Source organism: Sanguibacter sp. HDW7 (assembly GCF_011300875.1).
Taxonomy (GTDB): Bacteria; Actinomycetota; Actinomycetes; order Actinomycetales; family Cellulomonadaceae; genus Flavimobilis.
The window spans coordinates 1,645,530-1,667,811 of sequence record NZ_CP049862.1 but is presented as its reverse complement, the minus strand read 5'-3'; the positions used below and the strand labels follow the sequence as shown (position 1 = coordinate 1,667,811).

Sequence of the window (22,282 nt, the reverse complement as noted above, 5' to 3'; positions counted from 1 at the left end):
TCGGCCTCGCTATCAGGTCTTTGACCTGGGAAAAGTAGGTGCAACATGAACGCTGCTCTCTTCGCCGCCGAGGACACCTCGGGTATCGGGGCGATCATCACCACGCAGTTCGGTGAGCTCCAGTCGACCGTCACCGGGGTGCTCGTCCCGGCGCTCTTCGGCCTCGTCATCCTCGGCGCGGTGATCGGCCTCGGCATCAAGTACCTGCGCAAGGGCGCGTCGAAGGCGTGAGAACAGCGGCCCGCCTCCCCTGTCCGGGAGGCGGGCCGCTTCACTACTGGGAAAGGTAGGTAGGGATGATGCTACGTCTGATGCGTGGTGTCGGTCGGCGGTTGGCCGGTGTAGGTGCTGTGTTCATCGTCGCGTCGTTCGTGGTGGTGGGCGCTGCTGCTCCCCCGGCCTCGGCTGCGCCGGTCGCGTCGGCGCTTAAGCCGCCGTCGTGGTTGCCGATTAAGTCGGCGCTGCCGTCGTCGGCGGTGTCGCGCGAGTACTACTACGCGACACGCCTGGGTGCTGTTGACCTTGCGGAGCAGCAGACGCAGGCGCAGGTGAAGAAGCTGCTTTCGCAGATGAATGTGCGCGGAGCTGCGGACAAGGGCGTCTATATCGAGGGCATGACCGAGATGATGAAGTCTCGGGGCGTCTCCGCTTTCGATATCTCCGACGCTGATATGTACGACTGGTACCGGGACTCTTACTCGAAGAAGCCTGGGGCGACGTCTGCTCTCGCTCCTGCTTCGGTTGCGAAATCCGGCGTGGTCACGGTGACGGATTCGCGGGGCCTGTCGAAGGTCACGAGCCCTGGCGGGACTGCCAAGAACGTGTTCATGAAGGTGGGGAATGCCGCCGCCGTTGGTGCGGCGGTCGTTGGCACTGCTGAAATTGGGGTTGCAGTCGGGACGGGTATCGCGGGTCTGGTTGGCCTCCCGACGACCGGTAGCTTCATGTGTGACGTTGCTACGGCTTTCGCGGACTCAGATTGCGGTCTGGCTGGCGTTGAGGGCTACGTGCCTAACCAGGACCTTGGGGAGGGCGTCCCGGCTGGTTTCCCGAACGGGAACACGCGGACTGTCGTCGCGAATGATCCGGGGACGTACCGTCCTGAGTCCTTTACGGTGCGGGTCGATCCCCTGCCGCCCGTCGTGCCGGAGTTCCAGGCGCAGGGCGCTGTCGAGATGGATTTCCTGTGGAGCATTGGGGGGTTCGAGTGCTCTCCGAATTACGGCACTGTGTCAACTCAGAACGGCGCGAAGGGTACGCGGAGTGACGGGCAGGAAGTGGACTTCGGAGGCTACACATCGTTCAGCGGCTCGCTCCAGTGCAACGGGGTGCATCAGGGTCGAGTCGAGCGAGACGTCACCGGAAGCGGCACCTACAAGTTCGACCATTGGGTCTGGCGGAATACCTCGACGGCGTGGACGATGGATCCGATTATCTGGGTCCCGGAGGGGCACAAGGACTGGACTCCGGGTGTCGAGGGCAATGCGCGGCGTCACTGGCTGACTGAGTGGACGTGCACGCAGGGGCCTGGTGGTCAGGCCCAGTCGGTCTGGTATCGGGAAGCTGACGATCGGATTCCCGGCGCTCCCCAGGCGTCGTGCGCGTTCGGTCAGGTGCAGACGCTCACGGTGTCCCAGGTTACCGAGGGCGTGGGTACGGAGGTCGTCTACGAATGGTCTCTGCCACAGGAGACTGAGGACTTCTTCCAGAACTACCCCGAGTGCGCCGATGGGACGTGCCTGCTCGACCTCAAGGTGAAGAAGACCGGCACGGAGGTGTCGTGCTTCCTGTCCCCTGAGCTGTGCGTGGATTGGACCAAGGACCCCGACCGCGAGACGAACTACCAGTGCTATTACGGGTCGAAGAAGGTGCCGCTTACGGAGTGCTACCTGTACGGGCCGACGTTCAACCGTGACCTTGGTGTGCCGTACGGGGACCCGGTGACGGGTGACGTTCCAGACCCGGAGCTCGAGGAGCAGCCGGACGACGGAAGCGCGCCGGGGCCGGGAGGAAGTCCAGGCGTTGAGGACTTCGACCCGAACTGCCCGCCGAAGTTCACCGCCGGCGGCCTGTTCTCGGGCTGGTGGGTGTACAAGGGCACGTCGTGCGCGCTCAAGGAGGTGTTTGTGCCGGACAAGGCCAACATCGCTACGCAGGTGAGCAAGGTTAAGACGACGTTGGACACCAAGCCACCGTTCACGCTCGTTGCTCCCGCGACGGCGACGATCAACGGCTTCAAGACCGGTTGGGATGGGGGCTGCTCGCAGCCGCTTGCGGAGTTCGACCCGTGGAAGCAGGGCAGGCTCACGATTCCGTGCACTCCCCCACAGTCGGCTCCGCTGACCGCTCTGTACGGCGTCGCGGTGGCCGGGATCGTGGGCGCAACGGTGTTTGGCGTCTGGCACATGCTCACGGCTGCTATCGGCGGTCGCGACGCGGGAACGGGCGACTGATGATCCTGGACGCGCTGATCGCTCTCATGGCCTCGAGCTTCACGCTCGTGCTCGACCTGATCCCCTCGTGGACTCCGCCGACGGAGGCGTTTTCGCAGTCGTCGGCGTCGGTGGGGTCCATGGCGTCGGCTGGCAACGGCTACTTCCCGGTGCGGGTGCTGGGTATCTGTCTCGCGCTCGTGCTCGGGCTGAAGGTCGCGCTGCTGGCGTGGCGCGGCGTCGTGTTCGTGTACTCGGTGCTGCCGCTGAAGGCGACGTGATGCGGGCGCGGCTGGCGGACTGGATGGTCCGCGGACGTATCGACTTCTGGCTCTACGTGATGAAGGGAAGAGACTCATGGAACACGTTGCGTCGTGGCTCGCGGCCTGGACGATGCTCCTGTTCGTCTGCGGGCCGTTCCTGGGGCGGTGGCGTCCGTGACTAAGAGAGACTTTGTCGAGGCTCTAGAGGTCACGTTCTGGATTACCGGAATTGCCCTCGCTTTCTGTGTCGTGATCACTCCTGTTGCTGTCAGTCTGCTCGTCTTGCAGGGCGTCATTCAGTGGCCGACCTGGGTGGGGATTGTCCTTGCCCTGGCGTCTTTCCCCTGGGTGGTATTCGGTGCCGCGCTCATCCACAAGGTGGTGCTTGATGATTGAGGGCTACGTGGGCCGTCCCGGCTCGGGGAAGTCCTACACGCTGACGGCGCGGGCTATCGAGCTCGCGAAGCGTGGGCGGACGATCTTTGCCAACTACCCGATCAACTTTGAGAACTGCTACACGTTCTCGCCGGACCAACTGCTCGACCTGCCTCCGGGCGTGATCGTCATTGACGAGGCGCACCTGTGGTTCCCGGCGCGCATGTCGCTCAAGCTGCCGCCGTCGTGGCTCGCGATGCTCTCGCAGACACGCAAGAACGGGTGGGATCTGCTGTGGTGTGCGCAGCATGAAGGCCGGGTGGATCGGATCATCCGTGACGTGTCCTCGTGGATGTGGCTGTGCACGGCGTGGTTCGAGTGGGACGGGCACCCGGTGGTGTTCTCCGCGAAGTCGTACGAGCCGGAGTTCTTCCGCAACGATAAGAAGCTCATGACGACACGTCGGCGCATCTTCTCCCGTGAGGTCGCGAACGCGTACAACACGTTCGAGCGGCTGACGACGGCGGCGCATGTCAACGCGGAGAAGGACACGTACGCGGAGACGAGCAAGACGGAGCGCGCTCGTCGTGAGCGGGACGCGGCCAAGCGTGCCGAGGTCGCTGGTGGCGTCGCGGTGGGGGGTGCGTGATGCACTGGCTGTTTATCGCGATCATCTGCGCGTCGTGGGCGTTTGCAGGGTTTCAGCACGCCGACTTCGGCCCCGGTAACGAGCCGGTCGCTGGGGTGCTCGGGCTGGCGTTTGCTGCGTCGCTGGCGGCGGTGTGGTGGCACGGGCGGCACTCGGGCAAGGCGTCCGCGTTCGCGGCGGCGTATGCGCGTGCTGAGGCTCGTGCGACGGCTGCGGCTATGGCCGGGGCGACGGCCACCAATCAGGTGAACATCGTGGTGGCTGAGGGTGCTCGGGCGGTCGCAGCTCGTGAGGCTGCGGGCCTCGACGGCGCGGAGTGGATTCAGGGTCCGCGCGCGCTCCTTGAGCAGGATTCCGACGTCGATGGGGACGCGGAGGACCTTCGGGCACTGGTCGAAGAGGGCGAGGTCATCGAGGCTACGTAGCGAGGCCAAGACTCCCCCACCTCCACACCCGTTGACGCGGGTCACAACGAAAGGGGTAGCGGTGAGCGCATGTGCTCATCGCTGGGCGGCGTCGGGCACCTGGGACGGTCCCACTGTCTCCGGGTGCTCGGCGCCCGTCCGGCTCACCTGCCGCGAGTGCGGCGAGAGTGTCGGCGCGAGGTGTCAGACCTCGCGGGCTAGCAAGTGCGTGGCGTGCGCTGCGGCGTACCGTGCGCGGGTCGGCAGGGTCGCCGGGTCCGGCATGGTCACGGGTGTCCGGGGCTTGTTTCTGACGCTGACGGCTCCGGGCGACTCCCAGCACTTCCAGCGCAACGGAGCTCCGTGCCCGTGCACGCCTGAGGGTGGCGTCGAGCTCATGTCGTGGAACGCGACGGCGGTCGCTCGCTGGAACCGTTTCCTGCGGGACCTCGGGCGTTCGATCGGCGCTCATGAGTACGTCGTCGCGGAGCGTGACGTGCTGGACAAGTACTCCGGGACGCTCGACACCAAGACGTACAAGCGCGAGATCTCGCACCTGGCCTACTTCCGGGGTACGGAGGCCCAACAGCGCGGCGCGCTGCACTTCCACGTGATGCTCCGGCGCGACGACGGGCGACCGCTCCGGGTGCGGGTCTCCGACGTGCGACGGCTGGCGATCAAGCACGGTTTCGGGCACTCGGTGGACGTGCAACGCCTCGAACCGGGCCACGCGGGCTACGTGGCGAAGTACGTAGCGAAGTCGGCCGACGACCGCTCCGGGGTCGTGTGGCCTTCCACGGTGACGCGGCGACGACGGAGCACGACGTGGCCCACGGTTGGCGAGATGCAGGACGTCGCGGTGTTCCAGAAGCGTCCGGGCTTCCGGACGTGGGTCGCCTCGCGCAGCTGGGGTCGCTCGATGCGCGACGTCCGCGCTGCACAGGCTCACCACGTCGCGGTGCTCGATGCGCTGCCGTCGTGGGCCGACGTCCCGGCGTCGGCTGGTTGGGCGCGGCTCGTGGTCCCCGATCACCCGGACCTGCCTCCGCACGTGCCGATCGCAGGTTGCGTTACGGAATCGTTATGGCTCGTCGCCTGATGCACGCTTGACCGCCCTATGTCAAGTCTACCCATAAAGACTTCTGGAAGATTGGTGGTGCGTGGAATGTTCATTTACGAGGGGCAGGGAACACTCTTCGTCGTCGAGCCGGTCGGGCACGTCGAGGTCGAGCGTATGACGTTCGAGTGGTTCCCGGAGGCGAGTGTCTATCGGGACCGGGTGCGCTGCTCGTGCGGCGCGACACCGGCTGCTGTGGACGGGTGGGCGCGGCACGTTGCGGGCCTCAAGGTCGGTCAGCGTCTGGCCGATGCAGGGGCATGAGCTACGTTCCTTTCGGTACTCCCCCGGACCCTGCGACCGCTCAACGTGTCTTCGAGCTCGAGGATGAGAACGCGCGGCTGCGGCGGCTCGTCAAGCGGTACAAGCGCGGCAACCTTGCGATCTTCGTCCTGCTCGTCGTACTCCCCCTCGGGCTGTTCGTTGCGCAGGTACTGACGTCCTCGTGACCTCGAGTCGGGCACGAGCAAAGCACCTCGGCGGGACGCAAGATGCTGCGGATTGTCGGGACGCCCTTGTCTCGCGTACGGGGGCCGGCTATGCGGTTCCGTCGTCCTTCTTGCCGGCCTTTCAGCGCTCGTCGGCCCCGCACCTGCGCTGGTGCGGGGCCTTCGGCGTTCTCCGGGGTTGCTCGGAGCTCGTGCGCGTCCACCTGCGCCCCTCCCGCGCGACGTCGTGCCGCGCGGAGCGGCTGCAAGCGGAGCGAGCCGCCCGCACGGCTCGACGCTGCGCGGAGGTGAGGGGTCCGCTCGACCCGGCCACCGCGGCCCGCGGAGCGGGCCTCTTGACTCAGTACGGAGCGTTACCCAACGGTCCCGAGCCGAGCCCTACGGGCCTCGCGCTCGGCCTCGCGCTCCGCGAGCCGTAGGGCCTCTAGTGACTGCTCGGAGGCTCGGAGCGCTCCGCGAAGGTCGTTGTTGCCCAGCGCGAGCACGGCGGCACGGGCGTAGTGGTCGTGGGCGGCGCGGTAGGCGTCGAGCGGCGGCATGCGTAGGTTCATCGGCTCGCTGAGCCAGTCTGTGAGCTCGACCATCGCGGAGCCGGTGAGGTGAGTGCTCCGCGCACGTGCGTGTTGTGTGTTGACGTGGTAGCGGTTCATGTGCATCATTGTGCCCAACGCCGTTGACGCGGCCACAACATGAGAAGAGGGCATGATGCCTACCAACATTCACGTGATGGGCAACCTCACGTCTGACCCGGAACTCCGGGTCACCCCGTCCGGTCACACGCTGCTGTCGTTCACCGTGGCGGAGAACTCCGGCTACCGCAACGCTGCGGGCGAGTACGTCGAGCACCCTACGATCTTCTGGCCGGTCACCGCCTGGGGCGAGGACATGGCGAAGAACGCTGTGGAGACCCTGCGCAAGGGTGACCGCGTGATGGTCGTGGGCGAGACGATCCAGTCGGAGTGGCAGGACAAGACGACCGGGGACAAGCGCTCCCGCATCGAGCTCCGCGCTCGTGAGGTTGCCGTCTCGCTGCGCCGGGTTTCCGGGTCGCTGCGTCGTCCGACGCGGCGGGAGGACCCCGCGCTCGTGGCGTCGGGTGCTCCGGCCTCGGCGTATGACTCCCTCGGGCCGACGCCCGACACGGGCTCCGCGCCCTTCTGACATAGCCAGGGTTTCCGGCTCTATCAAAGGGCGCGCCCCCGGGGCTGTTGACGCAGCACACCGGGGGCGACTGGAAGCCCGCCCGTCACAACCACGAGCGAGGTTCGTTGATGTCTACGCTACACGCGTCTCCGACGCCCTACAACCTGTACCTTATCGGCGAACGGGCAGGGTGTCCGCGGAGGGGCCTGCCGGCCTCAGGGTCCTGCCCCTGATGAAGCTACGGGCGCAGCGCGCGCCATCGCCGTTGCTGGCTGAACCGCGCTGCCGTCGAGCCGCGCCTCTGCGGCCGACGGGTTCGCGACCAGCTTCTGAGCCGCCAGCCCTGGATCGTCGACGATCAGATGCTCCGACGGTTCGTGCGCACGCCACCTTGCGCACGCAGCCACGCGCTCGAGCCGCTAGCCCCGGCGGCCCGACTTTCCGCATCCGATCCGCCCTCGGACCCGATGGCACCACTGATACAGCCCGTCGCGGCGAGTCGAAAAAGATGGGATGAATTGAGGTCGGGGGCCATCCGCTCCCCTCACTCTCTACGTTATGCCACGACCCGGGGCTTGCCGCAAGGCCCCCGGCAGGGCGCAGAATCACTCGCTCAGGCCACGCGGAGGACGGGACGTCCGGCCCCGCGCGACCTCGGACGGAGCCTCCCCATGCCCACTACGCCCCGCACGTCGCACACCTCCGACTCCCCCAAGACCTCTGACTTCACCACGACGTCCGGCCTCGACACACACCTCGACGACGTCCTCGACGACGCGCGGCTGGGTGCGCGCGCGACGGAAGCGCTCATCGGATCCGACGCCCGCCACCTCGCGTCCATCGCGCACGCCCTCGACACGATGCTCGCGACGCACGAGGCTCGCCTCGCCGACGCCCGGACGACCCAGGCGCGCGCCGGGCGCGCTGCCGTCGAGCGTGACCAGGCCGCGCGGCGTCTCGCGAGCCGCACGACGCAGCTTGCGCTGCTGCGCGTCGACCTCTGCCTCGGGCGTTTCGTCCCGTCGGACGGCGGCGCACCCGTCTACGTCGGGCGTACGGGTCTCGCGGACGAGGACGGGACGCGCCTGCTCGTCGACTGGCGCACGCCGGCCGCCGCGCCGTTCTTCGCCGCGACGCGCGCGGAACCTCTCGGCGTGGCGAGCCGTCGCCGCTTCCGGTGGACCGCGGGCCGGCTCAGCGGCTTCTGGGACGAGATTCTCGACCCTGCAGCACCGACCGACGGTCTCGCGCCCGACGACGAGTCGCAGTTCGTCGCCTCGCTCGCGGGTGAACGCACAGACCGCATGCGGGACGTCCTTGCGACGATCCAGTCCGACCAGGACGCGGCGATCCGCGCGGACGCGCGCGGTGCACTCGTCGTCGACGGCGGTCCGGGCACCGGCAAGACCGTCGTCGCGCTGCACCGCGCGTCCTACCTGCTGCACGCCGACCCGCGTGTCGGCGGCGGCCGCGGCGGGGTGCTCGTCCTCGGTCCGTCGGAGCGGTACCTCGGCTACGTCGCGGACGTCCTGCCCGGCCTGGGTGACGAGGGCGTCGCGACCTGCACGTTGCGGGACCTCGTCCCTGAGGGCGCAACCGCGATGCCCGAGGCCGATCCTGTCGTCGCGCGGCTCAAGGGTTCGGGTGCCATGGTCCGCGCGGTCGAGGCCGCCGTGCGCTTCTCCGAGGAGGCTCCCGCCGACGGCATCGACGTCGAGACGTCGATCGGAGCGTTCACGCTCACGGCCGACGACTGGGCCGACGCCGTCGACGCCCTCGAGCCCGGACTCCCCCACAACCTCGCCGTCGACGACCTAGTGCGCGAGCTGGCGCTCGTCGCGGCTCGCCACCAGGAGCCGCACGCGCCCGCGTCCTCCGACAACCTCGCCGCAGCGATCGCGCACGACCCGGCGTTCCGCCGGCAGGTGCGTCGCGTGTGGCCGCTCCTCGACCCGCCCGAGGTCGTCGCGGACCTCTGGGCCGTCCCCGCCTACCTCCGCTACTGCGCACCGTGGCTCACGGCCGACGAGCGAGCCGCCCTGCGGCGGGACGCGAGCGCCGCGTGGACGCTCGCGGACCTCCCGCTGCTCGACGTGGCCCGCGCCCTCGTCGGCGAGGCTGCCCGCGCCTCGCGCTCGGATGCCGAGCGTGAGGAGGAGCGCCGGGTTCGTGCCGAGGTCGCCGCCGAGCTCCGCGCGTCCGACGACGGCGGCGAGGGCCTCATGGCGCAGCTCGTCCACCCCGATCTCGCGGACACGCTGCTCGACAGAGACGACGAGGTCGACTCGGGCTCGCTCGACGGGCCGTTCGCGCACGTCGTCGTCGACGAGGCCCAAGACCTCTCGGACGCTGCATGGCTCATGGTGCTGCGGCGGTGCCCGTCACGGTCGGTCACGGTCGTCGGCGATCGTGCCCAGGCGCGCGACGGGTTCGAGGGCACGTGGGCCGAGCGTCTCGGACGTGCGGGCCTGCCCAACGTCCGGGTGCAGACCCTCACGGTCGGCTACCGCACGCCTGCCGAGGTCCTCGAGGAGGCCGCGCCCGTCATCCGCGCCGTCCTGCCCGACGCGGACGTCCCGACGGCTGTCCGCCGCTCGGGTGTGCCGGTCCTGCACGCACCGCGCACGGCGCTCGACGAGATTCTTCGCGAGTGGCTCGAGGAGTCACCGGGCGGCCTGGCGGCCGTCATCGGTGACCCCTCCGTCCCTGACGGCCCGCACGTGCGGTCGCTGTCAGCCGTCGAGGCGAAAGGGCTCGAGTTCGACCTCGTCGTCCTCCACGACGACGCGCTCGGCAGCGGCGTCACAGGTGCCGTCGACCGCTACGTCGCGATGACCCGCGCGACGTCACGGCTCGTCGTGCTGCACGGCCGCTGAACGCCGAGGTCGTGCACGTCGCCGAATCGTTCAGAGCCGCCGAAGACGCGCTACGCGCCCACGTACCTCGCAAGGTGCTCGCCCGTGAGGGTCGTGCGCTGCGCGACGAGCTCGGCGGGCGTCCCCTCGAAGACGATGCGGCCGCCGTCGTGCCCGGCGCCGGGGCCGAGGTCGATGAGGTGGTCGGCGTGCGCCATGACGGCCTGGTGGTGCTCGACGACGATGACGGTCCGGCCCGAGTCGACGAGCCGGTCGAGCAGCGCGAGGAGCTGGGCGACGTCGGCGAGGTGCAGGCCGCTCGTCGGCTCGTCGAGCACGATAATCCCGCCGGTCTCCCCCAGGTGCGTCGCGAGCTTGAGCCGCTGCCGCTCCCCGCCGGAGAGCGTCGTGAGCGGCTGCCCGAGCGTCACGTAGCCGAGGCCGACATCGACGAGTCGCTCGGCGATCGTGCGAGCCGCGGGCACGCGCGAGTCCTTCGCACCGAAGTACGCGGCCGCCTCGGAGGCGGGGAGCGCGAGCACCTCGGCGATGTTGAGCCCGCCGAGCCGGTAGTCGAGGACGTCGGCCTGGAACCGCTTGCCCTCGCACTCCATGCACGTCGTCGAGACGCCAGCCATCATGCCGAGGTCGGTGTAGATGACACCGGCACCGTTGCACGCGGGGCACGCACCCTCGGAGTTCGCGGAGAAGAGCGCGGGCTTGACGTCGTTCGCCTTGGCGAAGGCCTTGCGCACGGGCTCGAGGAGACCCGTGTACGTCGCGGGGTTCGAGCGCCGCGAGCCCTTGATGGCGCCCTGGTCGACGACGACGACGCCGTCGCGCTTCGACACCGAGCCGTGGACGAGCGAGCTCTTGCCCGAGCCCGCGACGCCCGTGACGACGGTGAGGACGCCGAGCGGCACGTCGACGTCGACGTCCTGGAGGTTGTGCGTCGCCGCTCCGCGGATCTCGAGCGCGCCCGTGGGCGTGCGGACCTCGTCCTTGACGGACGCGCGGTACGCGAGGTGCTGGCCCGTCCGTGTGTCCGACGCACGCAGCTCGGCGACCGTCCCCTCGAAGGTGATCGTGCCGCCGGCGGTGCCCGCACCGGGCCCGAGGTCGACGACGTGGTCGGCGATCGCGATCGTCTCGGGCTTGTGCTCGACGACGAGCACGGTGTTGCCCTTGTCGCGGAGCTGTTCGAGCAGCGCGTTCATCCGCTGCACGTCGTGCGGGTGCAGACCCACCGACGGCTCGTCGAACACGTACGTGACGTCCGTGAGCGCCGAGCCGAGGTGGCGGACGAGCTTGGTGCGCTGCGCCTCCCCGCCCGAGAGCGTCCCCGAGGAGCGGTCGAGCGAGAGGTAGCCGAGGCCGATCTCGACGAAGTGGCCCAGCACCTCGCGCAGGCCCGTGACGAGCGGCGCGACGCCCGGGTCGTCGATCGCCTGCGCCCACGCGAGGACGTCGGTGATCTGCATGGCGCAGACGTCCGCGATGGAACGTCCCGCGACCTTCGAGCCGCGCGCGGCCTCCGTGAGGCGCGTCCCCGCACAGTCCGGGCACGTCTGGAACGTCACGGCACGGTCGACGAACGCCCGCACGTGGGGCTGCATCGCCTCGGGGTCCTTGGAGAGCAGCGACTTGCTGATCTTGGGGATGAGTCCTTCGTAGGTGAAGTTCGTCCCGCCGACCTTGATCTTCACGGGCTCCTTGTAGAGGAGGTCGTGGCGTTCGCGCTCGGTGTAGTCCTTGATCGGCTTGTCGCCGTCGAGCATGCCCGACTCGGTGTAGATCTTCACGTACCAGCCGTCAGCTGTGTACCCAGGGACCTTGATCGCCCCGCCGAGCAGCGAGAGCTCGGGGTCGACGATCTCGTCGAGGTCGATGTCGTTGACCCGGCCGCGGCCCTCGCAGCGCGGGCACATGCCGCCCGTCTGCGTGAACGTCGTCCGCACCGCCTTCGCGTTGGGCTTGTCGACGGTCATCGCGCCGCTCGCGTGCACCGTCGGGACGTTGAACGAGTAGGCGTTCGGACCGCCGACGTGCGGCACGCCGAGCCGGGAGAAGAGGATGCGGAGCAGCGCGTTGACGTCGGTCACGGTGCCGACCGTCGAGCGCGGGTTCGCGCCGAGTCGTTCCTGGTCGACGATGATCGCGGTCGTCAGGCCCTCGAGGTGGTCGACCTCGGGCCGCGCAAGCGTGGGCATGAAGCCCTGGAGGAAAGCCGAGTAGGTCTCGTTGATCATGCGCTGCGACTCCGCCGCGACCGTGTCGAAGACGAGCGAGCTCTTCCCCGAGCCCGAGACGCCGGTGAACACGGTGAGGCGACGCTTGGGGATGTCGACGGAGACGTCCTTGAGGTTGTTCTCCCGCGCTCCCCTCACCCGGATGAGGTCGTGCGCGTCCGCCGCGTGCTGGCTCGGTTCCATCGTCTTCCCCTCGTCGAGACCGTCGGAACATCCTGACACGTCGTCCGAGGTCCGAGGGCACCCTCTGGTGAGCATCGTCACCTGCGGGCCTCGCCCCGTCCTGGAACGATCCGAGATAGAGTCTCCTCTGGTCCGGCGCGGTTTTCCACGGCACAATTCGTGAGACACGACGAAACGTCCCGTGCACCCGCCTGGCCGGGACCGCCCTCGGGCGGACCCTCCCTTAGCACCGCCGCCCCGCGCGGCGTCCCAGCCCCGCCCGACGAGCCGGAGCGACACCGGCGACGTCAGCACCCCGACATCTCGCACGCGTTTCACGGGACCTTCACGGCCATCGGGAACGTCCGCGGACGTCATGGCGTTGACCCGTCTGGACACACCCGCTGCACAACAGCCCTTTGGAGGACGACATGGCCGACCGGTCGCTGCGTGGAATGAGCATCGGCGCCAAGAGCATGGAGAACGACGAGGGCGTCGACTTCGCCCCGCGGTTCCAGGCGCACTACGACTGCCCCAACGGTCACACGATCATCCTCCCGTTCTCGACCGAGGCTGAGGTCCCGGTCGAGTGGGAGTGCCGTTGCGGCGAGACCGCGCTCCTGCGGGACGCGGACCGGCCCGAGCCCAAGGCGACCAAGCCCGTCCGCACCCACTGGGACATGCTGCTCGAGCGCCGCACCATCTCGGAGCTCGAAGAGCTGCTCGACGAGCGCCTCGGACTCCTGCGCGCGGGCAAGCTCCGCCGCTCCGCCTGAGTCGAACATCGTTCCGGGCAGACGCGACGAGCGTCCGCCCGGAACGCAGAAGGGGCCCCGACCAGATCTGGTCGGGGCCCCTTCTGCGTCGGATCGGCCGGCTCAGCGCGCGGACGCGCCCGTCGAACCCCCCGGGAGCAGCCCGCGGAGCTGACGCCCGCGCTTCTGCACGCCCCACACGGTCACCTTGCCGAGCGCCTCGACGATGATGTTGCGGCTCATCTTCGACACGCCGGCCTCACGCTCGACGAACGTGATCGGCACCTCGGCGACCTTGCCGCCGGCCTCGACGACGCGGCGCGTCATGTCGACCTGGAAGCAGTAGCCCTGCGACGAGACCGACGGCAGGTCGAGCTTCTCGAGCATCTCGGCACGGAACGCACGGAAGCCGGCGGTCGCGTCGCCGACGGGCATGCCGAGCATGACGCGCGTGTAGAGGTTGGCACCGCGCGAGAGGACCTCGCGGTGCAGCGGCCAGTTCTCGACCTCGCCGCCCGGGACCCAGCGCGACCCGATGACGAGATCGACACGCGGGTCCGCCGAGATCCGCGCGAGGAGGTCCGGCATCTGCTCGGGACGGTGCGAGCCGTCAGCGTCCATCTCGCAGATGATCTCGTAGCCCCGCTCGAGCGCCCATCCGAAGCCAGCGACGTACGCGGTGCCGAGCCCCTGCTTCCCCTCGCGGTGCAGGACGTGGATGGCCGGATCGGCCTCGCCCATCTCCTCGGCGAGCCGTCCGGTTCCGTCGGGGCTGCCGTCGTCGACGACGAGGACGTCGGCCCACGGCGCCGCCGCGCGCAGTCTTCCGACGGTGCCAGGCAGCGTGAGGGACTCGTTGTACGTGGGGACGACGACGAGGGTGCGCGGAGCATCCCCGGGTCGTGCGCCGTCATTGGCGGACATCGTCACTTCCTTCGTGAACGGGATCGAGCACCGGAGACGATACCAACTCCGACGAGGGACGACGCGCCGACGGCGAGGAGAAGCTCGACCCAGCTGCCGAGGAGCACCGCGGGGGTCGTCGACGTCCGCAGCGGCATGTCCGCGAGCAGCTGCTCGGCGGTGAACAGGCCCGTGCGCTCGAGCACCCGGCCGGCCGGGTCGACGACCGCGCTCACGCCGACCGTCGAGATCTGGATCGCGGCCCGACCCGCCTCGATCGCGCGCAGGCGCGTCATGGCGAGCTGCTGGGTCGACTCGGCCGTGTAGCCGAAGTTCGAGTTGTTCGTCTGGACGAAGATCACCTCGGCGCCCTCGCGCACCGCGCTGCGCGCGATGTGGTCGTACGCGACCTCGAAGCAGATGATCGGCGCGACGACGACGTCACGGTCGAGCCGGGCGACGGGGACCGGGACCGCACCGACCTCGGTGCCGGCGATCATGTCCGTCGTGACGAGCGCGACCTTGTCGGAGAGCTTCTCGAACAGCGACCGCCACGGGATGTACTCGGCGAACGCGGCGGGGACGCGCTTCGCGTAGACGTGCGTCGGGCCTTCGCCCGGGAGCCACAGGACCGACTGGTTGTAGCGGCCGCCCTCGACGTACTCCTGCGTGCCGAAGAGCAGAGGCACGCCGGCAGCCGTGACGGCCTCGTCGATGAGCGCACGCCCCTGCTCGTCGATGCGCGGGTCGACGTCCGACGCGTTCTCGGGCCACACGACAAGGTCGAGCCCCTCGGCCCCGGCGCGCTCGACGACCGCGAGCGTGCCCGCGACGTGGTTGCCGGTCACCTCGAGGCGGTGCGCGAACGAGCCCTCGCCGGGCTCGCCGACGTTGCCCTGGACGGCGCCGACGCGCAGCGTGCCGGCCTCGGCGCGCGTCGCGACGGGCACGAACATGCCCGACGCCGTGACGGCCGCCGCGGCGATGACGGCGCCCGCAGGGCCCATGAGCCGCAGCTGGACGAGGCGGACGACGCCGAAGGCGAGCATTCCCGCGACGAGCACCGTCGCGGCGGAGACGAGCGGCACGCCGCCGAGCCACGCGAGCCGACCGAGCGGGGACCCTGCCTGCGAGAACGCGATGCGCCCCCACGGGAACCCGCCGAACGGGTAGTACGAGCGCAGGAGCTCGACCCCGGTCCACACGACGGCGAGCGCGACGGGCTGCAACCATTCGCGCCTCGCGAGCCACGACGCGCGACGGGCCCACGAGTACGCGCCCGCGGCGAGCGCGACCATGCCGGCCTGGACGACCGACAGCGCGACCCACGGCACTGCGCCGACCGAGACGTCGGCCCACTGGATGTGCGGGAGGAAGAAGGCGACCCCCCAGAGGAAGCCGAGTCCCGCCGATCGCCACGCGGCGCGTCCGTGCGTGCCGGTCGCGTGGAGCGTCACGGCGAGCATCGCGAGACCGACGATCGCGAGCCACCACACGTCGGTGTCGGGGAAGCCGAGGTTCGTCACCCAGCCGCCGAGAGCGGCGAACGCACCGAGGACCAGGCCAGGGATGCGGCGAGCCTCGGCCTGCTCAGCAGGACGAGCCGTCGGGCGAGTCGGTGTCGTCGCCCGGCTGCGACCGGCCGTGCGCGCCGTCACCATCGTTCGTGGAGCACGATGCCGTCGCGCAGCGTCATGTGGCAGGTCGGCTCGGGCTCGACGGGCCCGAGCGCGGGCAGGAGCGGCGTCCCGGCACGTGCGTCGGTGCTCCACGACGTGCCAGGAGTCTGCGGGCCCTGGACGGCGAGGTGCTCGGTGCGCCACACCGCGAGGTGCGCGGGCGCGCCGAGGCGGATCTCGCCGGCTCCCGTGTGGTCGAGGTTCGCGAGCCGCCAGCCGCCGCGTGTGTGCGCGCGGAACGCTGCGCGGGCCGAGATCCGCTGGTCGGCGGAGCTCAGCAGCAGCGCCCCGGCGACGGCTCCCCACGGGTCGAACGGCGTGACGGGCGTGTCGGAGCCGAGCGCGAGCGGGACGCCCGCCCCGGCGAGGTCCGCGAGCGGGTTCGTGTCGGCGGCGCGCGTCGCGCCGAGGCGCGACGCGTACATGCCCGACGGGCCTCCCCACCGCGTGTCGAACGCGGGCTGGACCGAGAGGCGCAGGCCGAGCAGGACGAGCGCGGCGAGCGCGGGGGCGCCGACCATGAGCGCATGCTCGACGCGGTGGCCCCGGGCGCGGATCGCGGCGAGGCCCTCGAGGTCGGCCGCGGTCTCGAGGCCGAGCAGCACCTCCTGGAGCGCGCGGTCGCCGATCGCGTGGAAGCCGGCCTGGACGCCAGCGCGCGTCGCGGCGAGGACGTGCGTCGTGATCTGCTCCGCCGTGAGGTGCAGGGTGCCCGTGCCGCCGTCGGGGTCGTCCGCGTACGGCGCGCCGAGCGCGGCGGTGCGCGAGCCGAGGGAGCCGTCGACAGCGAGGTCGCCGCCGACCCCCGTGAGACCGGGGATCGCGTCGAGGAGCACCTGGACGTCCGTCGTCGTCTCGCACAGCTCGCCGCGGTAGCCGACGACGAGCGGCAGGCCCGACGACGCGTCCGCCGTGCGGGCGAGCAGGTCGGCGAGGCCGGCACGCGAGTCCATGCCTGGCAGCGACATCTCGTGGACCGCGACGATGCCGCGCTGAGCGGCAGAGCTCAGGGCGAGGTTCGTGAGCTCGGTGTGGCGGCTCGCGGCGAGCTCGCCGAGATAGGTCGAGACGGCCGCGTGCGCGGCGCCGGTGACCGGTCCGTCGTGGCTCCAGCCGGCGAGGTCGACGAGGCCGAGACGCGCGGCGAGCGCGGTCGAGACGAGGCTCGAGTGCTGGTCGGCGCGCACGAGCGCGATCTCCCGCTCCCCCGCGGCCGCGTCGAGCGCAGCACGCGACGGCGCGGTGCGCTCGTCCCACCGGGACTCGTCCCAGCCGTGCCCGACGACGGGCCCTTCGGTCGCCGCGGCGCGCGCTGCCGCGCGCCGCGTGAGGTCGTCGGCCGACGTCGCGGTGCCGACATCGAGGCCGTCGAGGACCTCGCCAGTGCGCAGCAGGTGCACGTGGGAGTCGACGAAGCCGGGGGCGACGAGCGCGCCGTCGAGGTCGACGACACGGTCAGCCCGCTTGGCGAAGCCGTCGGCCGTGTCCTCGGCACCGAGCCAGGCGACGACACCGTCCTCGACGAGCACCGCCTCGGCGAAGGGATCGGCGGGCGAGTGCACCACGCCGTTGCGGAAGAGGATCGAGCTCACGTCCTGACGATATGCCACGTCGGGCGGTCGACCCGCACCGGCAGGCCAGGTCAGACCCCGGCGTGAGCCACGACACCACGCCGCACCGCGTCGACCGCCTGCCGAGCGACCTTCTGGGTGCGGGCGTCGGACGCTCCGACCGTCAGCTGGTCGAGCACGTCGACGACCTGCTTGCAGATCCGCACGAAGTCACCCGCCGCAAGGTCGGTGCCACGCAGCACGTGCTCGAGGCTGCGGCCCGCGGCCCAGCGGTGGACCGCCTCGACGAGCTGCATCGACGGCGGCGGCGTCGCGTCGAGCCGGTGCGCGGTCTCGAGGTCCTCGAGCCGCGACCAGGCCCGCACGGTCGCGTCGAGCGCGACCGCGAGGCGCCCGTCGGGACCGCCGGGCACGCGCGGCTCGCCGATCTCCTCGCCCCGCGGCTCGTGGACGACGGCCGTGACGACCGCCGCGAGCCCTGGTGCGTCGAGCTCCGCCCACGCACCGTGGCGCAGGCACTCGGCGACGAGCAGGTCGTTCTCCGCGTAGATCTGCTTGAGCGTGCGTCCGTGCGTCGTCACGCGCAGGTCGGACGTGCCGTCACCGGCCGGCGCGAGGTAGCCGAGGTCTACGAGCATCTCGCACACGCGGTCGAACTGCCGCGCGATCGTGCCCGTGCGCCCCGAGATCCGCCGGACGAGCGCAGCATGGTCCTTCGTGAGGCGTGCGTGCCTCTCGGCCCAGCGGGCGTGCTGCTCGCGGTCCGGGCAGCGGTGGCACGGGTGCGCCCGCAGCGCCCGGCGCAGGGCCTCGAGCTCGGCGTCGTCAGCCGCTGCTGAACGGGCCTTCTCGGTGCGCGACGGTGCTGCGTCGAGCCCGGCCACGACGGAGCGCAGCGACGACGCGAGGTCGCGGCGGTCCCCAGGCCGACGCTCGTCGAACGCCTTCGGCACACCCACCTGCCCGACGACCTCGAGGGGGCCGAGGAGGTCCGCCGAGTCGATGCGCCGCACCTTGCCCTGCTCCGTGAGGACGATGGGCTGGCCGGGTCCGAAGCGCTCGGGGCTCGGGCCCGCGACGACGACGGCGTGCGCCGCGCGGCGCCCCTGGCCGACGCTGACGACATCGCCGCGTCGCAGCGCGCCGAGGGACTCGAGCACGGCCCGGCGGCGCGCGCCCGCGCCGGCCTTGCGGAGGTCGCCCTCGCGCTGCGCGACACGCTGGCGCAGGCGCGCGTACTCGGCGAAGTCGCCGAGATCGCACACCATGGCCGCCGCGTAGCCGTCGAGCGCCTCGGACTGCTGACGCGCCTGCGTCGCGAGGCCGACGGCCCCGCGGTCCGCCTGGAACTGCGCGAAGCTCGTCTCGAGGACCTCGCGCGTGCGGGCACGCCCGACAGTCCCGACGAGGTTGACCGCCATGTTGTACGTCGGGCGGAAGCTCGAGCGCAGCGGGTACGTGCGGCGCGAGGCGAGGCCCGCGAGGACGACGGGGTCGAGACCGGGGTGGTCGAGCACGACTGCGTGGCCCTCGACGTCGATGCCGCGGCGGCCGGCGCGCCCCGTGAGCTGGGTGTACTCCCCCGGCGTGAGGTCCGCGTGCCCGCGCCCGTCCCACTTGACGAGCTTCTCGAGGACGACGGTGCGCGCGGGCATGTTGATGCCGAGCGCGAGCGTCTCCGTCGCGAAGACGACCTTGAGCAGTCCCGCCGCGAAGAGCTCCTCGACCGTCTGCTTGAACAGCGGCAGCATGCCCGCGTGGTGCGTCGCGATCCCGCGCGAGAGCCCCTCGACCCACGACGCGTAGGCGAGGATGCCGAGGTCCTCGGCCGGCAGGTCGGCGCACCGCTCGTGCACGAGGTGGCGGATGCGCACCTCCTCCTCGCGGGACGTCAGCGCTATGCCGAGGCCGAGGCACTGCGCGAGCGCCGCCTCGCACCCTGCACGCGAGAAGATGAAGTGGATCGCGGGCAGGAGGCCCGCGCCGTCGAGCGTGTCGACGGCGGCAGCGCGCGACACCTGGCGGCCGCCGTGCGGCCCGCGCCTGCGCGGCTCGGGCCGGCCGCGTCCGCGCCGCGGCCCGGGTCCCGGTTCGAGGCGACGCATCGCCTGTGCGAGGTCGGGGTTGATGGGCGGGTTGACGCCGGGGTCGGTCGGGTCGACGTGCCCCGCGTAGAGGTCGAGGATGTCCGCGCGACGCCCGCGTCGCGGCTCGTCCTCCGAGGGCCGTCCGCGCAGCATGACGTGCTGCCACAGCGGCACGGGCCGACGCTCGGAGACGACGACGGCCATCTCGCCACGCACGGTTGCGAGCCAGTCGCCGAACTCCTCGGCGTTCGACACCGTCGCGGACAGCGACGTCACCTGGACGTCCCGCGGCAGGTGGATGATGACCTCCTCCCACACCGGCCCGCGGAAGCGGTCGGCGAGGTAGTGGACCTCGTCCATGACGACGTGCCCGAGACGGGCAAGCGCGGGCGAGCCCGCGTAGAGCATGTTGCGCAGGACCTCGGTCGTCATGACGACGACGTCCGCGTCGCCGTTGATCGAGACGTCGCCCGTGAGCAGGCCGACGCGATCGGCGCCGTGACGCTTGGCGAGGTCGGTGTACTTCTGGTTCGACAACGCCTTGATGGGCGTCGTGTAGAACGCCTTGCGGCCCTGCTCGAGCGCGAGGTGCACCGCGAACTCGCCGACGACCGTCTTGCCGGCGCCCGTCGGCGCCGCGACGAGCACGCCCTGCCCTGCTTCGAGGGCCCGGCACGCCTCGACCTGGAAGTCGTCGAGCTCGAAACCGAGCTGGGCGCGGAAGCGGCCGAAGGCCGAGGCCGCCTCGGCGGCACTGACGCGGGAGAGCGCGTAGCGCTCGGCGGGCGAGAGGTCCTCCGTGCTGCTCATGCACCCAGCGTAGGCGGCGCGTCAGACGAGGAGCGCCACCGCTCCACGGTGGATCTCGACGCGCAGAGGAAGCGGTCCGATCTCCTCGCCGTCCGCCATCGCGACGGGCGGGGTACGGCCGAGGTCCGAGGGTTCGACCGTGACGGCCGTCGCCCGAGAGATCGTCACTGCTGGGTGCGTGACGTGCGTGCCCCGGTACAGGCGCGGGAAGATCCCGACGGTCTGCATCCGACGCAATGGCCCCGCCGTCACGAGGTCGAGCTCACCGTCGTCGATGCTCGCGTCGGGCGCGACCAGCAGGCCACCGCCGAACATCGGGGAGTTCGCGACCGCGACGAGCGTTCCCGCGGAGAGCCACTCGGAGCTGGAGCCGTCCGGGTGGTCAGCGCGCACGCGGTAGCCGAACGGCAGGAACGCCCCGAGCTCTCCGACGACCGCGCGCAGGTACTTGAGGTGCCCGCGCGGGAACGTCAGCCGGTTGGCGCGCGCGTTGACGGCCGCGTCGAGACCCGCCGAGAGGACGCCGGCGAACCACCGCCCGTCGAGGGAGCGCGGCTGCGCGACGTGCGCCGCGTCGACGGGTCGCGTGCGGCCCGCGGCGAGCGCGTCGAGAATCACCCGCACGGCTACGTCGACCTTGTGCAGCGGCAGGCCCGCGGCGCGCGCGTAGTCGTTGCCCGAACCGACCGCGACGATCCCGAGCGGCGTGCGCGTCGTCGCGACCGCGTTGAAGCCGAGGTGCACCATGCCGTCGCCCCCGACGACGACGAGCGCGCGCAGCCCGTCGGACACGCCCTGACGGGCGCGGTGCACGGCATCGAGCAGCGTCTCCCCCGACAGCTCGACGACCTCGTGGCCCGCGGCCTCGAGCAGCTCGCGCGCACGCTCTCCTGCGCGTGCGCCTCGGCCGCGGCCCGACGTGGGGTTGACGACGAGACCCAGCGGGCCCTGAGGGGTGGTCACAGGCCGTCGGCCTCCTCGGCGAGGGCGCGTCGACGGTCGACGCGGCGGTCATGGAGCATCGCGATCCCGACGGCCGCGGCGTAGAGCACGAGGATCGGGACGGTCATGAGGAACATCGTCAGGAGATCGGGCGTCGGCGTCATCATCGCGGAGAACGTGAACGCGAGGATGATCGCCCAGCGCCAGCCCTTGAGCCACGTCCGTCCCCGCACGAGCCCGACGAGGTCGAGCGCGACCATGACGACCGGCAGCAGGAAGACGAGCCCGAACGCGAGGATGAACTGCGAGACGAACGTGAGGTACGACTGCGCGTCCTGGAGGTTCGTCGCCCCTTCGGGGACGAACGTCACGAGGATGACGACGGCGCGCGGCAGCACCCACCACGCGAGCGCCGCACCCGCGAGGAACAGGGGGACGCCGGACGCGACGAACGCCGCGGTCCCCCACTTCTCACGCCGGTTGAGGCCCGGGACGACGAACGCCCACGCCTGGTAGAGCCACCACGGGCTCGAGATGATGAGCCCGATCCACACCGACAGCCTGATCTGCATGTCGATCGCCGTGAAGGCGCCCGAGAAGTTCAGGGCGACCGTGCGGTTCTCCTTCGCGGCGACCTCGAGGATCGGCGCCTGCAGGAGGTCGAAGACGTGCGGGTAGAGGAACCAGCCTGCGACCGCACCGACGAGGATCCCGAGCCCGGCGAGGACGACACGGTTGCGCGCCTCGACGAGATGGGCGCGCAAGGGCATCCGCCCGTCGCGCGGGCGGCCGGTGCGTGGCACGCGTCAGGCCTTGGGGGCGTCGTCCCCGGCCTGGTCGGCCGGCGTCTGCGGGGTCGTCGGCGCGGACGGAGCCGCGGTGTCGTCGTCGGCCCGCATCTCGCGGACCTCCTTCTTGACGATGCGCATCGAGCGGCCGAGGTTGCGCGCGAGGTCGGGCAGCTTGCTCGATCCGAAGAGCAGGAGGATGAGCAGCAGGATGACCACGATGGCGAGCGGGTGGTCCTTGAGGAACATGGGGTCGTTCTCCAGACGTCGGAAGGTGCACCCATCCTAGGCCGGGTGCGGGCCGCGGACGACGCGCGTCCGTTCAGCGCCAGACCTGTGCCCAGCGCTCCCAGACCTCGGGCCGGGGCCGCACGCGGTGCGCACGGGCGCGTGCGCGGCGTTCCTCGATGGCCTGACGCAGGTGCGCGGGGTCCTCGCCCACGGTGACGTGGACGGGTTCCATCGCGTCGAGCCGGGCGTCGGTGCGTGCGGTGGCCTCGCCGAGCACGTCGCCGAGGCGTTCCGACGACGCGCCGAGCTCACGCAGGAAGCCCTTGCCGTGCCGCCACACGTGGCGCCACCTGAGGAAGCCCGCGCCGAGGGCGCCGAGCACGAGGGCCGTCCAGATCCAGAACCACACGGTCTCAGG

Annotated in this window: 21 protein-coding genes; 11 read left to right on the top strand and 10 right to left on the bottom strand. The window is 70.8% G+C overall.

The features are described from left to right. The first annotated feature begins 45 nt into the window (after positions 1–45). The 8 genes from G7063_RS07760 (at position 46) to G7063_RS07725 (ending at position 5,689) form a co-directional block, all read left to right on the top strand. Positions 46–231 (top strand): hypothetical protein, encoded by a 186-nt coding sequence (locus tag G7063_RS07760; protein WP_166413888.1) that lies wholly within the window; start codon positions 46–48, stop codon positions 229–231. A 119-nt stretch (positions 232–350) separates the two neighbouring features. Continuing rightward, positions 351–2,453 carry a hypothetical protein gene (locus tag G7063_RS07755; RefSeq protein ID WP_166413887.1) on the top strand — a complete coding sequence of 701 codons (2,103 nt, stop codon included), beginning with the start codon at positions 351–353 and terminating at the stop codon, positions 2,451–2,453. Beyond that, a complete protein-coding gene (locus tag G7063_RS07750; RefSeq protein WP_166413886.1) occupies positions 2,453–2,713 on the top strand; it encodes a hypothetical protein in 261 nt (86 codons plus the stop codon). The genes G7063_RS07755 and G7063_RS07750 overlap by 1 nt, the downstream gene beginning before the upstream one ends. 156 nt (positions 2,714–2,869) lie before the next feature. Beyond that, complete coding sequence (locus G7063_RS07745; RefSeq protein WP_166413885.1) at positions 2,870–3,091, top strand: hypothetical protein; 222 nt, start codon at positions 2,870–2,872, stop codon at positions 3,089–3,091. Beyond that, a complete protein-coding gene (locus tag G7063_RS07740; RefSeq protein ID WP_166413884.1) occupies positions 3,084–3,719 on the top strand; it encodes a zonular occludens toxin domain-containing protein in 636 nt (211 codons plus the stop codon). Before G7063_RS07745 ends, G7063_RS07740 begins: the two co-directional genes overlap by 8 nt. After that, complete coding sequence (locus tag G7063_RS07735) at positions 3,716–4,144, top strand: hypothetical protein (protein ID WP_166413883.1); 429 nt, start codon at positions 3,716–3,718, stop codon at positions 4,142–4,144. The genes G7063_RS07740 and G7063_RS07735 overlap by 4 nt, the downstream gene beginning before the upstream one ends. 283 nt (positions 4,145–4,427) lie before the next feature. Continuing rightward, positions 4,428–5,222 (top strand): hypothetical protein, encoded by a 795-nt coding sequence (locus tag G7063_RS07730; protein ID WP_166413882.1) that lies wholly within the window; start codon positions 4,428–4,430, stop codon positions 5,220–5,222. A gap of 278 nt (positions 5,223–5,500) precedes the next feature. Continuing rightward, positions 5,501–5,689, top strand: a complete 189-nt coding sequence (locus tag G7063_RS07725; RefSeq protein WP_166413881.1) for a hypothetical protein — start codon at positions 5,501–5,503, stop codon at positions 5,687–5,689. A 353-nt stretch (positions 5,690–6,042) separates the two neighbouring features. On the opposite strand, the gene G7063_RS07720 is transcribed toward G7063_RS07725, so the two are convergent. Next, on the bottom strand, positions 6,043–6,339 hold the full coding sequence (locus G7063_RS07720) for a hypothetical protein (RefSeq protein ID WP_166413880.1): 297 nt from the start codon (positions 6,337–6,339) through the stop codon (positions 6,043–6,045). 55 nt (positions 6,340–6,394) lie between these two features. Between G7063_RS07720 and G7063_RS07715 the strand changes: the two genes are divergently transcribed. Together G7063_RS07715 and helR are read left to right on the top strand one after the other, a co-directional pair. After that, the gene (locus G7063_RS07715; protein WP_166413879.1) at positions 6,395–6,850 is read left to right on the top strand and encodes a single-stranded DNA-binding protein; all 456 of its coding nucleotides are present in this window, start codon (positions 6,395–6,397) and stop codon (positions 6,848–6,850) included. 653 nt (positions 6,851–7,503) lie between these two features. After that, positions 7,504–9,708, top strand: coding sequence for an RNA polymerase recycling motor ATPase HelR (gene helR / locus G7063_RS07710; protein WP_166413878.1), 2,205 nt, complete (start codon positions 7,504–7,506; stop codon positions 9,706–9,708). Between the two features lie 50 nt (positions 9,709–9,758). On the opposite strand, the gene G7063_RS07705 is transcribed toward helR, so the two are convergent. Continuing rightward, on the bottom strand, positions 9,759–12,119 hold the full coding sequence (locus tag G7063_RS07705) for an excinuclease ABC subunit UvrA (protein ID WP_166413877.1): 2,361 nt from the start codon (positions 12,117–12,119) through the stop codon (positions 9,759–9,761). A 410-nt stretch (positions 12,120–12,529) separates the two neighbouring features. On the opposite strand from G7063_RS07705, the gene G7063_RS07700 reads away from it, so the two are divergent. Beyond that, positions 12,530–12,874, top strand: a complete 345-nt coding sequence (locus G7063_RS07700; RefSeq protein ID WP_166413876.1) for an RNA polymerase-binding protein RbpA — start codon at positions 12,530–12,532, stop codon at positions 12,872–12,874. 102 nt (positions 12,875–12,976) lie between these two features. Here G7063_RS07700 and G7063_RS07695 read toward each other — a convergent pair whose 3' ends face one another. The 8 genes from G7063_RS07695 to G7063_RS07660 form a co-directional block, all read right to left on the bottom strand. Next, positions 12,977–13,777 (bottom strand): polyprenol monophosphomannose synthase, encoded by an 801-nt coding sequence (locus G7063_RS07695; RefSeq protein WP_166413875.1) that lies wholly within the window; start codon positions 13,775–13,777, stop codon positions 12,977–12,979. A 2-nt stretch (positions 13,778–13,779) separates the two neighbouring features. Further along, entirely contained in the window at positions 13,780–15,414 is a 1,635-nt protein-coding gene (gene lnt, locus G7063_RS07690; RefSeq protein WP_240916235.1) for an apolipoprotein N-acyltransferase, read from the bottom strand. Then, a complete protein-coding gene (locus G7063_RS07685; protein WP_166413873.1) occupies positions 15,411–17,027 on the bottom strand; it encodes an amidohydrolase in 1,617 nt (538 codons plus the stop codon). Before G7063_RS07685 ends, lnt begins: the two co-directional genes overlap by 4 nt. A 50-nt stretch (positions 17,028–17,077) precedes the next feature. Continuing rightward, on the bottom strand, positions 17,078–19,903 hold the full coding sequence (locus G7063_RS07680) for an RNA helicase (RefSeq protein ID WP_166413872.1): 2,826 nt from the start codon (positions 19,901–19,903) through the stop codon (positions 17,078–17,080). A 21-nt stretch (positions 19,904–19,924) separates the two neighbouring features. Further along, positions 19,925–20,866 (bottom strand): diacylglycerol kinase family protein, encoded by a 942-nt coding sequence (locus G7063_RS07675; RefSeq protein ID WP_240916234.1) that lies wholly within the window; start codon positions 20,864–20,866, stop codon positions 19,925–19,927. Continuing rightward, the gene (gene tatC / locus G7063_RS07670; RefSeq protein ID WP_370520740.1) at positions 20,863–21,648 is read right to left on the bottom strand and encodes a twin-arginine translocase subunit TatC; all 786 of its coding nucleotides are present in this window, start codon (positions 21,646–21,648) and stop codon (positions 20,863–20,865) included. Before tatC ends, G7063_RS07675 begins: the two co-directional genes overlap by 4 nt. Before the next feature lie 3 nt (positions 21,649–21,651). Further along, complete coding sequence (locus G7063_RS07665; protein WP_166413871.1) at positions 21,652–21,882, bottom strand: twin-arginine translocase TatA/TatE family subunit; 231 nt, start codon at positions 21,880–21,882, stop codon at positions 21,652–21,654. A gap of 73 nt (positions 21,883–21,955) precedes the next feature. Next, on the bottom strand, positions 21,956–22,273 hold the full coding sequence (locus G7063_RS07660; RefSeq protein WP_166413870.1) for a hypothetical protein: 318 nt from the start codon (positions 22,271–22,273) through the stop codon (positions 21,956–21,958). Positions 22,274–22,282: the final 9 nt, after the last annotated feature.